Source organism: Capnocytophaga sp. oral taxon 902, assembly GCF_013394735.1.
Taxonomy (GTDB): Bacteria; Bacteroidota; Bacteroidia; order Flavobacteriales; family Flavobacteriaceae; genus Capnocytophaga; species Capnocytophaga ochracea.
The window spans coordinates 686,830-700,505 of the sequence record NZ_CP058261.1; the positions used below are offsets into that span (position 1 = coordinate 686,830).

The 13,676-nt window shown below is 41.3% G+C and carries 12 protein-coding genes; 2 read left to right on the forward strand and 10 right to left on the reverse strand.

The window, feature by feature from the left end; translation table 11 throughout:
• Positions 1-5: 5 nt before the first annotated feature.
• The 4 genes from HW278_RS02910 to HW278_RS02925 all read right to left on the reverse strand — a co-directional run bounded on the left by HW278_RS02910 (position 6) and on the right by HW278_RS02925 (position 3,451).
• The gene (locus HW278_RS02910; protein ID WP_178976875.1) at positions 6-1,310 is read right to left on the reverse strand and encodes a cation:proton antiporter; all 1,305 of its coding nucleotides are present in this window, start codon (positions 1,308-1,310) and stop codon (positions 6-8) included.
• A 55-nt stretch (positions 1,311-1,365) separates the two neighbouring features.
• Positions 1,366-2,079: a DUF4294 domain-containing protein gene (locus HW278_RS02915; RefSeq protein WP_009410075.1), complete on the reverse strand. Its 714-nt coding sequence runs from the start codon at positions 2,077-2,079 to the stop codon at positions 1,366-1,368.
• Between the two features lie 94 nt (positions 2,080-2,173).
• Positions 2,174-2,659 carry a 6,7-dimethyl-8-ribityllumazine synthase gene (gene ribH / locus HW278_RS02920; protein WP_178976876.1) on the reverse strand — a complete coding sequence of 162 codons (486 nt, stop codon included), beginning with the start codon at positions 2,657-2,659 and terminating at the stop codon, positions 2,174-2,176.
• A 3-nt stretch (positions 2,660-2,662) separates the two neighbouring features.
• Positions 2,663-3,451 carry a tetratricopeptide repeat protein gene (locus tag HW278_RS02925; protein ID WP_009410073.1) on the reverse strand — a complete coding sequence of 263 codons (789 nt, stop codon included), beginning with the start codon at positions 3,449-3,451 and terminating at the stop codon, positions 2,663-2,665.
• A 757-nt stretch (positions 3,452-4,208) separates the two neighbouring features.
• Here HW278_RS02925 and HW278_RS12245 point away from each other — a divergent pair.
• Both HW278_RS12245 and topA read left to right on the forward strand, forming a co-directional pair.
• Positions 4,209-4,379 (forward strand): hypothetical protein, encoded by a 171-nt coding sequence (locus HW278_RS12245; protein ID WP_220389379.1) that lies wholly within the window; start codon positions 4,209-4,211, stop codon positions 4,377-4,379.
• Entirely contained in the window at positions 4,372-6,849 is a 2,478-nt protein-coding gene (topA, locus tag HW278_RS02935) for a type I DNA topoisomerase (protein WP_178976877.1), read from the forward strand. The genes HW278_RS12245 and topA overlap by 8 nt, the downstream gene beginning before the upstream one ends.
• 75 nt (positions 6,850-6,924) lie before the next feature.
• Here topA and rpe read toward each other — a convergent pair whose 3' ends face one another.
• The 6 genes from rpe to HW278_RS02965 all read right to left on the reverse strand — a co-directional run bounded on the left by rpe (position 6,925) and on the right by HW278_RS02965 (position 13,554).
• Positions 6,925-7,575 carry a ribulose-phosphate 3-epimerase gene (rpe, locus tag HW278_RS02940; RefSeq protein ID WP_178976878.1) on the reverse strand — a complete coding sequence of 217 codons (651 nt, stop codon included), beginning with the start codon at positions 7,573-7,575 and terminating at the stop codon, positions 6,925-6,927.
• A 74-nt stretch (positions 7,576-7,649) separates the two neighbouring features.
• The gene (sufB, locus tag HW278_RS02945) at positions 7,650-9,119 is read right to left on the reverse strand and encodes a Fe-S cluster assembly protein SufB (RefSeq protein WP_178976879.1); all 1,470 of its coding nucleotides are present in this window, start codon (positions 9,117-9,119) and stop codon (positions 7,650-7,652) included.
• Positions 9,120-9,265: 146 nt separating this feature from the next.
• Positions 9,266-9,820: a TlpA family protein disulfide reductase gene (locus tag HW278_RS02950; RefSeq protein WP_002673497.1), complete on the reverse strand. Its 555-nt coding sequence runs from the start codon at positions 9,818-9,820 to the stop codon at positions 9,266-9,268.
• Between the two features lie 120 nt (positions 9,821-9,940).
• A complete protein-coding gene (locus HW278_RS02955) occupies positions 9,941-10,414 on the reverse strand; it encodes a DinB family protein (RefSeq protein ID WP_178976880.1) in 474 nt (157 codons plus the stop codon).
• A 4-nt stretch (positions 10,415-10,418) separates the two neighbouring features.
• Entirely contained in the window at positions 10,419-12,707 is a 2,289-nt protein-coding gene (locus HW278_RS02960) for a DUF5682 family protein (protein ID WP_178976881.1), read from the reverse strand.
• Positions 12,700-13,554, reverse strand: coding sequence for a hypothetical protein (locus tag HW278_RS02965; protein ID WP_178976882.1), 855 nt, complete (start codon positions 13,552-13,554; stop codon positions 12,700-12,702). Before HW278_RS02965 ends, HW278_RS02960 begins: the two co-directional genes overlap by 8 nt.
• Positions 13,555-13,676: the final 122 nt, after the last annotated feature.

The following is a 13,676-nucleotide window of genomic DNA, read 5'->3' on the forward strand; positions in this document are numbered from 1 at the left end:
AAGTCTTATGATTGTTTCCCTCTTTGCAGTTGTTTCATTCTTTTCAAGCGTGTCATCACCTCATCGCGATACAAGGCTCTGGTAGCCACTTTGCCTACGGTAAGACCTTGTACTAAAATGGAAAACAATACTACAATATAAGTAATTTGCAACAGTGTTTCTTTAAATCCTTCTTTATCAGCAGGGATAGAGAGTACCAAGGCGATGGATACTCCCCCGCGAATACCCCCCCACACCATTGTGATGAGCGAGCCTCGCGAATAGGTAGCTACCTTGCGTAATATCGTTTTGGCAGGAATATAAATCGCCAGTGCACGCCCCAAGAGGCATACGAGAATAGCTACCCCGCCTAAAAGGAACTGCTCTGTTAGATTGTCTATCAGTAGCATCTCAAATCCTATGAATAGGAACAAGATAGCATTCATAATCTCGTCTATGATTGCCCAAAACTTTTCAAGGTAATCTTTATTCTCCGCACTGCTGGCTTTCTTGCCTACATTTCCTACAAAAAGCCCTGCAATTACCATTGCCAGAGGCGAAGAAACGTGAGAAGCTTTGGTGATAAGAAAACCACCCATTACCACTGCCAAAGTGACGAGTACACTCACGTGATAGTCATCGGCTTTTTTCATCATTTGAGAAGCTATCCACCCCAAGAGCACTCCTAGTAAAACACCTCCTCCTGCTTCCAAGAGGAAGAGCTTAGTAATAGCGAAGAACGAAGGCTCAAAAGTGCTATTAGTAGCCAATTTCAGTACTACGGCAAACATTACTACCGCTACCCCATCGTTAAAAAGCGATTCACCCGTAATCTTAGTTTCAATACGTTTAGGTACTTTCACTTGTTTGAGCACTCCCAACACTACAATAGGGTCGGTTGGGGAAATAAGTGCACCAAAAAGCAGACAATAAACGTAAGGAATATGGATTTCTACCAAAGGAGCAATGTAGTACAGCAAAACTGATATAAAGAAAGCCGAGAGTACTACACTGATAGTTGCATAAGTAAAAATGGAGATTTTGTAGTTTTTTAGGTCGTTGATATTGATGTGGAGAGCTCCTGCAAAGAGAAGGAAGTTCAACATTGCTCCCATCAGTATTTCAGTGAAGTCAAAGCCTTGTAAAAGCGATTCAAGACGGTGTGCAAGCCCTGTAAATACTTCACCTCCGAAAAGACGTACGCCTACCGATATCATCATAGCAATCACCATAATACCTATGGTCATAGGCAGTTTTACGTAGCGAACATTCACGTACGAAAACAAAGCTGCTAAGACGATAATTACTGAAAAAGCGTAGTATAACTCCATTAGTACTATTTTATTTTCGGCAAAGGTACAAATAATTTGCTAATTTGCAAATCTGCTAATTTGCTAATTGCTTTTGAAGTCTTTTCTGTCGTTGTTCTACAAGGTCTGAGAAGTTATATAGTAAAGCTGGGGTTTGGTATTCTAATTCTCCACTATTGATAGCCCGCAAGATAATTTCCTCTATCCAATAGTCCTCTTCTACATTCATAGGGTCATAGCCTTTTTTGAGAGAAAGGTCGTACAGCCACGCGGTTTTGTTATACCAATAAGCATTCCAACCATTGCGCAGGTCTTTTACCAATTCGTAAGCCGTTTTTCCAGTTTGGCGGTGAATGAGTTTAATGAGAATACGCCCTTGCGAGCGGGAAAGTTTTTTGAGTTCGTCGGTGAAGTGGTCTTCAATATAGCGTTGGGTGCGTTTTACGTACACCTTCTTTTGTCGTTTATTTTGCATAGTATCCATCGTACGTTCCATTGTATAGAGCCGGTCGGCAGCCATTTTGGCATACGGATACACGCGTTTCACCCTACTGCGGAGAAGCAAATAGCGCTTTTGAGCTTCTGCATCACCGAAGTAATGCTCTTTACCAAAAACACTCACCTCAGCAAGCCGAATAGTATCTCCTGAATAAAATTGCTGGTCAAAAATATAAATAGTATCACGCTTCTGCGAGAAAGAAGTAAAAGGTAAAAAGTAAAAGACAAAAACAGTGATAGCTGGGTAAGTGAATAAAAGGTAATGTTGTATAGGTGCAATGATGTATTTCATTCTGATTTTCTTTATTTATTTTTAAAATCTAACGACTTTAACAACATTTGCATTGCAAAAATTGTTCCAACCTTTTACGTTTCACTTTTCTCTTTCACTTCCCTAACACCGCCATTTTTATTGCAGTAATAGCCGCCTCCACGCCTTTATTACCCAGCTTACCACCACTGCGGTCAAGCGACTGCTGGAAGGTATTATCAGTGAGAACGCAGAAGATAATAGGCACTTTACTTTGTTCCGCATTGAGCTGGGCAATACCTTGGGTAACACCCTGGCACACGAAATCGAAATGACGAGTTTCTCCTTGTATCACACAGCCTATTACAATAATAGCGTCTACCTCGTTAGTATCGAGCATTCGCTTGGCTGCGTGCACTAATTCAAAGCTCCCTGGTACTTCCCATAAGAGTATATTGTCATCAATAGCACCACAATCTTTAAGGGTTTCGATGGCACCATTGCGCATTCCGTAAGTTATCTGCTCATTCCACTGAGAAGTAATAATCCCAAAGCGAAGAGATTCCGCATTTGGGATTATTTTTTTATCGTATTGTGATAAGTTTTTGTTTTCTGTTGCCATTAATTATTGACTAATTTTCCCTATAAGGATATCGATAGTACGTGCTTCTTCTGAGGTAGGGTACTCGTCTTTGATGCGCTCATAATATTTCAAGGCATCGTCTTTTTTACCTTGCAAAGAAGCTACTATTCCTGCTTTTTTCAGGTATAACGGAGTTACGAAGTCATTTTTGCTATGTTCAAAGGCTTTGATATAATATTTCAATGCCTCAGCGTTATTTTTCTGTTGAAGGTAAGCATCACCTATATTCCCGTAAGCCAAAGCTCCGAAAATATCATCGGTAGAGTCAAACTCTTTGAGGTGATTTATTGCGTTGTTATAGTCACGCAAACGCATATAAGCCATACCCATACCGTATTCAGCCAGGTTAGCAGCTTTGGTACCGCTGTAGTTTTCGGCAATTTGCTTAAATCCATATTTTCCTTTCCCACCGTTGATAGCCACTTTAAAGAGGGAATCCTGCGCTCTAGCATCAGTAGCTTCCATTGCTTCATCAAAGAACTGTTGTGCAAAGAAAAGCTCATTAGCAGCATTCTTTTCCCTAGGAGCTTTCACAAACTGTTGGTAAAGCAAATAACCCAAGCCTATCACAGCTACGGCTATGAGAGTTCCAATAATAATCTTCTGATTGCGTTTTACCCAATCTTCGGTGCGAGTAGCGCCTGCATCGAGGGCATCAAACACCTCAGCAGTAGTACTTTCTTTGTGTAATTGAGCCTGTTTTGCTTCGTCTAAATGCTCGGTATCTTTTTGTCTATTAGGTCGGTTGTTGTTCTTTTTGTAAGTTGCCATATATAATTTTCATTAAAGTTCGGCAAAAGTACAACTTTTATTTTAATTAGAAAGCAAAACACAAAAAATTATTTACTCATTAGTCATTTTTCCCATTTTATCTATTAGTTAATATACGGCGAGTTTTCTCCACATCCCCTTCGTCATTCGTCCCTTGTCATTCCTCATTTCTTCCCTTTTCCATCGCTACACTCCCTTTTTAAAGGAGTATGTTTTCGCCCCTAATTTCTCCTTTTCCGTCATACTTCCCCCTAGTGCCTATGACCTAAGACCTCACACTTCCCCATTTACTAATTTTCTAATTTACTAATTTCCTAATTATCCCTTCTCCTTTTCTGTCATATTCCCCTAGTGCCTATGGCCTAAGACCTCACACTTCCCCATTTACTAATTTTCTAATTTACTAATTTCCTAATTATCCCTTCTCCTTTTTCCGTCATACTCCCCCTAGTGCCTATGGCCTAAGGCCTATTGCCTCTTCCCTTTTCTTTCGCCTCGAAACCCCGTTTTTAACATTTTTAGCACTGCTGTACTATACTATTAATCAACTTTTTGCACACCTTTTCTATACCAATCGTCCAAGATTCGTATAAGCTTCCTATAAGCTTCCTATAAGCTCTCTATAAGCTAACCCCACCCTCCTCACAGCCTTTTTTCACCAAAATCTCTCTCAACCCTCTTCCGAACTTCTCCGTTTCCTTCCGAAAGCTCCGATATGTCACTTTTAGGGGTACACACTTTGCCAAAGTTTGAAACTTTGGCAAAGTTGATTACTAGCATTTCTGGCATTTCTAGCATTACTGGCATTTCTGGCATTTCTGGTATTACTGGCATTCCCTGCATTATTGGCATTTCCCTCATTGCTATTTCGCAATTATTTTGTACTTTTGCACCCAATAACTCAAAAAACAAACAAGCGTATGGCTAAGAATGTAGTGATTGTAGAGTCGCCCGCCAAGGCTAAAACCATTGAAAAGTTCTTAGGTAAGGACTACAAAGTAGTATCCAGCTATGGGCATATTGTCGATTTGCCCTCCAATGAACTGGGCGTAGATATCCAGCACGGTTTTAAACCTAATTACCTCATCTCTAACGACAAAAAAAATCTTGTAAAAGAACTCAAAGCACTCACGTCCAAAGCCGAAGTAGTATGGCTCGCTTCCGATGAAGACCGTGAAGGAGAAGCTATTGCGTTTCATCTTTCCGAAACACTCAAACTAAAAAAGGAAAATACCAAGCGCATCGTTTTTAACTCCATTACCAAATCGGCTATTGAAAACGCTATTAAAAACCCTCGTGGCATCGATTATAATCTGGTGAATGCTCAGCAAGCACGCCGTGTGCTCGACCGCCTCGTGGGCTATGAACTCTCTCCCGTACTGTGGAAAAAAATTAAAAGCGGACTCTCAGCAGGACGCGTACAGTCGGTAGCAGTACGCCTTATCGTAGAACGCGAACGCGAAATACAAGACTTCAAAACGCAATCCTCTTACCGAATTACTGCTGAATTTATCACCTCAGAAGGCAAAGTTGTAAAAGCCTCTTTGCCTAAGAATTTCAACACACAAGCCGAAGCTGAAAACTTCTTGCAACAGAATATCGGAGCGCATTTCAAAGTACAATCATTAGAAACCAAACCAGCTAAAAAAATGCCTGCGCCCCCCTTCACTACTTCCACCCTTCAACAAGAAGCCGCACGCAAACTGCACTTCTCAGTAAGCAAAACAATGACGGTAGCCCAACGCCTCTACGAATCTGGTTTTATCACCTATATGCGTACCGATAGCGTGAATCTTTCACAAGAAGCGCTCAACACTGCCAAAAACGCTATCGTGCAACTTTTCGGAGCTCAGTACAGTCAAGTGCGCAAGTTCGCTACTAAAAGCAAAGGCGCACAAGAGGCGCACGAAGCCATTCGTCCTACCGATATGAGTCGCTCCTCTATCGCTGCTGAACCCGACCAGAATAAGCTATACGAACTGATATGGAAACGCACCCTTGCCTCACAAATGGCAGATGCTCAAATAGAGCGCACTACCGTAAAAATAGAAGCTGATAAGCACAAAGAACACTTCGTAGCCAATGGTGAAATGGTACAGTTCGATGGCTTTTTAAAAGTGTATTTAGAAAGTACTGACGACGAGGAAGAAGAACAAGAAGGAATGCTCCCCAATCTCAAAAAAGGAGAAGCTCTTACGCATCGTTATATTACTGCTACCGAGCGCTTCACTCGTCCACTACCTCGTTATACTGAGGCTTCGCTGGTGAAAAAGTTAGAGGAACTCGGTATCGGACGCCCATCTACTTATGCTCCTACCATTTCTACGATTCAAAATCGCGGATATGTGGAACGTAGCACACTCGAAGGTGAAGTGCGCCCCTATCAGCAACTCACCCTTGCAGGCAATACTATCAAAACACAAACTCTTAGCGAACGAGTAGGTGCCGATAAAGGCAAGCTCGTTCCCACCGATATAGGTAGTGTAGTAAACGATTTTCTCGTTTCCCATTTCGATACGATAATGGACTATAATTTCACTGCCAAAGTAGAAAATAGTTTCGACGAAATAGCCGAAGGCACTGAGAATTGGACAAAGATGCTCACACAGTTTTATAATCATTTTCACCCCGTAGTAGAAAATGTTGAAAAGCATACAGGTCGTGAAACAGGTGAACGCGTGCTGGGTACCGACCCTAAATCAGGGCGCCCTCTTAGCGTACGCTTAGGTCGTTATGGAGCTATGGCGCAAATAGGGAATCCCGACGATGCCGAAAAGCCTATTTATGCAAGTCTATTGGCAGGTATGTCTATCGAAACGATTACTTTTGAAGAAGCTCTCAAACTCTTCGAGCTTCCTCGTCAGTTAGGCATTGTCGATGGTAAGAATGTAGAAGTGAATGTAGGGCGTTTCGGACCCTATGTGCGCTACGGCGATGCTTTTATATCACTTGATAAAGGTGAAGACGTTTTCAGTGTAACTCTCGAGCGGGCTAAGCAACTCATCGGCGAGAAGAAAAAAGCTGACGCTCCTATTGCCACCTATCAAGGAGTGGAAGTTACCAAAGGTGTAGGTCGTTTTGGTCCCTTTATTAAGTGGAACAACACTTATATAAACGTTACCAAAAAGTACAATTTCGACCATCTTAGTCAGCAAGATGTAGAAGAACTTATAGAAGATAAGCTAAAAAAAGAATCAGAAAAGGTAGTGAAAGAATGGGACGAAGGAGCTATCCGTATAGAGAAAGCTCGCTGGGGACGTTTTACCCTCCTCAAAGGTAAAACCAAAGTAGAACTCCCCAAAGACACCGATATAGCAACTTTCACCAAAGAACAAGCTCTTACCCTCCTTACCGAGAAAGAGCCTAAACCTAAAAAAGCCCCTTCTAAAAAGAAATAATACAATAATAATAGGCTATCAAAAAGATAAGATTTCTTTCTTGATAGCCTATTTTGTATCATAAAATAAGTATTCTTATAATACTGATTTTTTTAATTCCGCAATCGTTTGGGTAGGGTTAGTAGCATTGAAGATAAAACTGCCTGCTACTAAGGCATCAGCACCTGCCTCTACAAGTGCTTTAGCATTCTTTAAACTCACTCCACCATCTATTTCTATAATTGCGTGTGCCCCTACTTGTTCAATAAGTGCTTTAGCTTGACGCACTTTCTTATAAGTATTTTCAATAAATGACTGTCCACCGAATCCAGGGTTCACACTCATCAGCAAGAGTACGTCTATATCTTGAATAACATCTTCTAACAAAGCGACAGGTGTATGCGGATTGAGGGCTACCCCTGCTTTCATTCCCTCTGCTTTAATTGCTTGTATAGTGCGATGCAAGTGCGTACACGCCTCGTAATGCACAGTAAGAATATCACTACCGAGCTTAGCAAAAGTGCTAATATACCGGTCGGGGTCAATAATCATCAAGTGAACATCTAACGGCTTAGTAGCGTGCTTGTGAATCACTGAAAGCACGGGCATACCATAAGAGATATTAGGCACAAAAACACCGTCCATAATATCGATATGAAACCAATCGGCTTCGCTGGTGTTTACCATTTCCACGGCTTGTTGCAGGTTACCGAAATCGGCAGCTAATAATGAAGGAGCGAGAATCATATTTTTAATGTTTAATGATTAATGTTTAGTGATTTATTTATGAAGCAAAAGCAATTTTTAGTATACCATCGTCATTAGCCAACACTGCCCTCTAGTGAAATCTCTAAGAGTTTTTGAGCTTCAACAGCAAACTCCATTGGCAGTTTGTTAAGCACTTCTTTACCAAAGCCATTTACGATGAGTGAAATCGCTTTCTCGGTATCAATACCCCGCTGATTGCAATAGAAAATCTGGTCTTCACCAATCTTAGAGGTAGTAGCTTCGTGCTCTATTTGAGCAGTAGGATTTTTAGCTTCTATATAAGGAAATGTATGCGCTCCACAGAGGTTACCCATCAACAGGGAGTCGCATTGAGAGAAATTGCGTGCATTTTTAGCATTAGGTACTACTTTCACCAATCCGCGGTAGCTGTTTTGTGATTTTCCCGCCGAAATACCCTTAGAGATAATCGTAGATTTGGTGTTATTGCCTAAGTGTATCATCTTTGTACCTGTATCAGCTTGTTGGAAGTGGTTAGTAACCGCAATTGAGTAAAATTCGCCTATAGAATTATCCCCTTTGAGCACTACTGAAGGGTATTTCCAAGTAATAGCAGAGCCTGTTTCTACTTGTGTCCACGATATTTTGGCATTTTTCTCAGCCAAAGCGCGCTTGGTTACGAAGTTATATACACCGCCTTTACCGTCTTTATCACCAGGAAACCAGTTTTGAACGGTAGAGTATTTAATTTCGCCTCCTTCCATTGCGATGAGTTCTACCACTGCGGCGTGCAATTGGTTTTCGTCGCGTTTGGGCGCCGTACAACCTTCGAGGTAAGAGACGTAAGCACCTTCATCAACAATGAGGAGGGTTCGCTCAAACTGTCCTGTTCCTGCTTGATTGATACGGAAATAAGTAGAAAGCTCCATAGGGCAACGCACCCCTTTGGGTACATAGCAAAAAGACCCATCAGAAAAGACCGCTGAGTTAAGAGCTGCGTAGAAATTATCGGTTTTAGGTACGACGGTACCAAGGTACTTACGCACCAAGTCAGGGTGTTTTTGTATCGCTTCGGAGATAGAACAGAAGATAATGCCTCGTTCTGCCAATGTTTTTTGAAAAGTGGTTGCTACTGAAACGGAGTCCATCACTACGTCCATTGCTACGGCAGGTTTTTCTTCTACTCCCGCAAGGCGTTTTTGTTCTTCAAGAGAGATACCGAGTTTTTGGAAAGTTTCCAATAGCTGAGGGTCTACCTCATCAAGGCTGTTAAGTTTAGGTTTCTGTTTAGGAGCAGAATAATAAGCAATATCTTGAAAGTCGGGAGTTTCAAACTTGAGATTTGCCCAATGAGGAGGCTCTTCCATCGCTTGCCAGGCATGGAATGCTTCTAAGCGCCAATCGGTCATCCACTGGGGTTCGTTTTTCTTTTTAGAAAGGGCTATTACCACTTCCTCGTTGAGCCCTTTAGGAAAAGTTTCTGATTCGATATCTGTATAAAAGCCGTATTTGTATTCGCTGTTTTCTAATTCTTCTTTAAGTTCTTCTTCTGTATATTTAGTCATAATTGCTTTTAGATAAGAGGTAAAAACTCATCTTATTTATACCGAGATGCGATTTTACAAAGCGCAAAGATAGTACTTTAAATTGAATCTAAAATACTATCTTTATAATTATTTTGTTTGAGAGATAGAGTTTGCCTATAGTTAAGCTATTGGGTAAGACTGTCTAACAACTGATGTACTGCATCGCTATTCCAGCGTGCAATACCGTCTTTCTGAGCGCGTACATAACCGTTTTTATCTACTATGTAACCTGCAGGAATCTTATCGGGGTCAAAAGGCTTTTTAGGAGCTTCGATAATGAGGTAGGTAACTTTGAAATGAAAATTGCGCTTTTGCATCATTTCATCTACTGGCTCAGGGAGCTCATTGGTGATGATGTAAAAATCCACTTTATCCTTATAAGCATCGTAGAGTTTTTCGACTGCATAAAGATCGGCTACACTGATTTCACGCCAAGAAGAGAAGAAGTATACAAATGATGGTTTCTTACCTTCGGTTTGGGAATAGTTAAACTGCACATTATTGCGGTCTTTCAGTTGCCAATCGAAGTCTATTTTACGAGCTTTATCAGCGGGAATAATATCTACTGATCCGGCGAAGATACGCTGTAGTAATATCTTACTTTCGTACCCCAAAGGAGTTACAAAGAAAGAGAGCACAAAAAGAATAAGTAGTAGGTTGAGTATGGTACGTTTTTTCATAAACTAATTTTATTGATAGCGATTGCAAAGGTAATACTTTTTTTTCTAATTGGGAAACTTACTTCAATATCAGAAATCAAATAGCTTTTCGTGTTACTCATCTATTTAATTTATAATCAATTACTTTTTGCTTCCTATAATTGCACATTTTAAAGCTAATACACTTCCCAAATGTACTCCCTCGTGTGAAATATTGAAGTAAATAGCTTCTTCAATAGTATTGAGTTCGTACTCTATGCCCGTTACATAATGATTATAGTGCTTAAAAATTCCTTTTTGATAATCAGTTTCGAGCCAATTTACAGTGCTGATGAGAAGGTCTTTTAGTTCCTCTATCTCGGCAGAAGTAGGGATATGTCCATCAGGAATGGTGCCTTTGCGATAACGCTCTACAAACTCAGGGGTGAGATAAGTAGGCAGGTTGCTATTGGCATAGCAATAATTTTGCTGGGTGACCACGCAGTGAGCGAGATTCCACAAGATATTGTTTTTAAAGCCCGCAGGAATGATTGCTAATTCTTCGGGGGTAAAGCTATTGAGCAATTTGAGTTGTCGCTCACGCAATTTTCGGTATAAGGTAAATACTTCTTTCATATATTTAAAAATCAAAATCAAAGTCGTTAAGTTCATCTAATTTAGTACTCTCTTCTTCCGTAAGCACTTCTTGCAAAAGTTCGGCAGTAGCTTCTTTGCCAGTACCCCAAAGGTCTCCTAAAAGTTCAGCGATACTGTTCTTTTGGTTAGGCTCAAAATCGGAAAAAGCACGGCGCAAGAACACTACCGAGCGCATAAATTGTTCTTCATCTAATTGGCGTACATACTTGTCTAACTCTTTCCATATAATCGTACGCGATAACAATGCGTATCTATTTCTTCCAGAAAAGCCTTCAAACCACGAGGCACCTAAATCGGCGGGGACACCTGCTGAAAGACGACGAGACACTTCTTTTCCACATTGTTCTTCAGTAGCTAAATTGTGCTCTAACAATATAGCAAAGGCTACCCCCGAGAGCTTGGTGTTCACATCGTCGCGCCACGCAAGGTGGGTGAGTTCTTTTTGCCACGTTTCGGTATCTACCAATTCGTATTGCTGTTCGGCTATGAACTCCATAGTATTGATAGCTTCTACTATTTGCTTAGAGGCTTTGTCATCACAAGATGAAGCATCTATCAGTAATAACGAAGCACGGAGGAAAAGCTGTTGCAAGATAGGTTTCAGCGGTTCGAGATTAAACTGACGCAGGTCGCCGTACTGTATAAGCACCGAGAGCTCGTGTGCAGCAAAGGCAGTTTCGGCAAAACTATTACTATCTACCAAAAGGCGTTGCAAGGTGCTGAGCGCATTGCTAAAAATATGCGTAAGCTGACATTCACAAGCCTGCCTAATGATTTTAGCTACTACTGAAAGGTCGGTGCTTTCGTTGAGCTGTTCTTTGAGTACAAAAGCTGTGGCTATTTCAAGCGTTTCACCTTTAAGGTTAGCTTCTACGATTTCTATTTCGACCTCAGGACTCCACTGTAACACCCATTTCTCTGCCCACGAGGCTTTATCCTGCTGTACGTGCTGCTGGGTGGCAAAGTGAATGCCCAACACTTCCAAGCGATGAAGGAATGTAGAGCGATTTAGGTCTATAAAAGCAGCTTCTTTGGTTTTTACTTTTAAGTTCTCACGCAGGTCGAGGGTGAGGTCTTGCGCTACCGCCGATTTATAGTTGGTAAGCTTTAAGCGTTTCAGCTCTTGGTTCATATCCTCTTGTACGGGCGTCTGGCTCACCCCTTCGGGTAATACCCCAATAGCCGTACCGATATCTACCTTATTGATAGCTTCGGCTACCACAGCAAGGTCTCCCTCTCCAAAACAAGTAACTACTGCATCGTGGAGGTCTTGCAACACAGGGTAAGAACCACCTTTCATAGCCGAAAGCACATTAGCAAGACGCACCGCTTCAATTACGCTAGCAGAAGAGGCATTTTGCCCTTGATTACGCAAGATTCTAGCTACTTTAGTAAGATAGACAGCTGAGAGCTGATTGAGGGTGTTTTCGTGCATCGCTTGCCACATCAGCTCAAAGTAATAAGGAGCCGTATTGCCCGCTCCGTACCCCGTACGACTGCTGAGACGCAAATAGGAATAAGGCATCAGGGTGAGTTGAGAGGTAGCTTTGGGGAGCTTTTTAAGCTCGTCATCAGTTATAGCAGGTAGGCTGTTCTGGATACCTGATAAGTGGTAAGCCCCTACAATTACTACTATTTCTTCGGATTTGAACTCGGTGCAAGCCTTAGCAATCTCACACTTCATATATGCCTCACGAATGAGATTATACGAGAAATCGAAAGGCGCGTTTTCATATTCTTTATCTATGACCATTTGGCGCATTTCACCCGATTGTAAGGCAAGTGTGGGTGCAAAAGCATCAGGATTGAGATTGTGTTCAAAATGGCGTTCCCAATAATCTTCATAGTCGGTTTCGCCCCCCTCTTCGGCTATTTGCTTGTAGAGGGTATTATGGTAGAGATAAAAATCTTTGGCTTTTTCGGCTTCTTCCTCCGTGCGTTGCTCCTGCTTCAATTTCAGCATATTCTCCGAAGGCAAATCGATGAAACGAAGTGTTACCTTCTTCTTTACTCCCCAACATATTGCTTGATATTCGGGAGAATAAGACGCAAATGGATAGAGCACTGTTTCGATAGGCAATTCGGTAGTATAGCCCAGCATAGCGATAGGAGGTTTTACCCCCTTTTGCGCTATTTGAGATATCAGAGGGGTAGCATCGGCAGGACCTTCGATGAGAATACACTTGGGGTTGTTTTCCTCTAAGAAGGCAATTAAATGATAGGCTGCCGAAGGCGACAGATGTCTTACACCGAAAAAGTGAATGTTATTCATAATAACTGAGGGTGCGTTCTATAATTTGTCGGGGTTCACCGTTGATGAAAGTCGTTTTGGCAATCCAATTACCTCGATTATCGTATTTATACTCGTAAGTCGCTACATTCTTCTGTTTTTGAGGTAGTTTATTTTCTGCTTGTAGTTTGATACAATCTCCTTGACTATTGTATTTTTTGGTAGTAATATTCACCAACTTATTGTCTTTGTCGTAAGTGCGATTGCGTTCGGCTAAATGCTGTTTATTGAACTTGCTTTCTACCCTTTGCAACAGATTGCCCTGAGCATCGTAGTAGCGCATCTCGACAGGGTCGCCTTGTTTGTTGTAAGTATAAGCTATGGTAGACTCTAACTGATTGGCGTGATAAGTTTCCTCTTTTAGCACTTTCCCATTGGTATCTACTTGATAGTTGTAATGCGTTTTTAAGAAGCCCCCAGGTGAGTAGGTCGCATCTTTGATAAGATAGCCTTCGGGGTTGTAGACATAAAGGGTTTTATCGGAATTGTAACGGGTTTCAAACAGTTGCCCTTGCGGATTGTAATAGTATTCCATACGACTGTACAACTCACCGTTTTTGAAGAAAAAACGCATTTGAGTGAGATATCCATTAAGGTTGAAATCTTTTTGAAGATTGTCGAGGTTACCTATTTTGACTACTGTATCCAAATCGCGGTCGATGGCTCCTTTTACGAATGTTTTTCCTTGGGTAACTACCTCGTAAGGGATACTGCGCTGACTTTTCACTTTTCCTTTGAGCCCTGAGAGTTCCCAATCGGTAGGGGCTTTGTGTTGAGCGGTGAGGATAGTGGTTGCGATGAATAGGATAGATGTGATTAAATATTTCATTAGTTATGAGTTAAAAGTTATGAGTTATCAATTAAGAGTTATGAGTTGTGCAAAGGTAGGGATTAATTATGAATTGGCAAAAAAAGAAAGAGGAATTGATTATTTTTAGTCAATTCCTCTTC

Coding starts and splice junctions, on each gene's coding strand:
- HW278_RS02950 (WP_002673497.1), bottom strand. CDS start 9,820: ATGAAAAAACGTACCATACTCAACCTACTACTTATTCTTTTTGTGCTC.
- rpe (WP_178976878.1), bottom strand. CDS start 7,575: ATGATTCTCGCTCCTTCATTATTAGCTGCCGATTTCGGTAACCTGCAA.
- sufB (WP_178976879.1), bottom strand. CDS start 9,119: ATGACTAAATATACAGAAGAAGAACTTAAAGAAGAATTAGAAAACAGC.
- topA (WP_178976877.1), top strand. CDS start 4,372: ATGGCTAAGAATGTAGTGATTGTAGAGTCGCCCGCCAAGGCTAAAACC.
- HW278_RS02915 (WP_009410075.1), bottom strand. CDS start 2,079: ATGAAATACATCATTGCACCTATACAACATTACCTTTTATTCACTTAC.
- HW278_RS02925 (WP_009410073.1), bottom strand. CDS start 3,451: ATGGCAACTTACAAAAAGAACAACAACCGACCTAATAGACAAAAAGAT.
- HW278_RS02955 (WP_178976880.1), bottom strand. CDS start 10,414: ATGAAAGAAGTATTTACCTTATACCGAAAATTGCGTGAGCGACAACTC.
- HW278_RS02960 (WP_178976881.1), bottom strand. CDS start 12,707: ATGAATAACATTCACTTTTTCGGTGTAAGACATCTGTCGCCTTCGGCA.
- HW278_RS02910 (WP_178976875.1), bottom strand. CDS start 1,310: ATGGAGTTATACTACGCTTTTTCAGTAATTATCGTCTTAGCAGCTTTG.
- HW278_RS02965 (WP_178976882.1), bottom strand. CDS start 13,554: ATGAAATATTTAATCACATCTATCCTATTCATCGCAACCACTATCCTC.
- ribH (WP_178976876.1), bottom strand. CDS start 2,659: ATGGCAACAGAAAACAAAAACTTATCACAATACGATAAAAAAATAATC.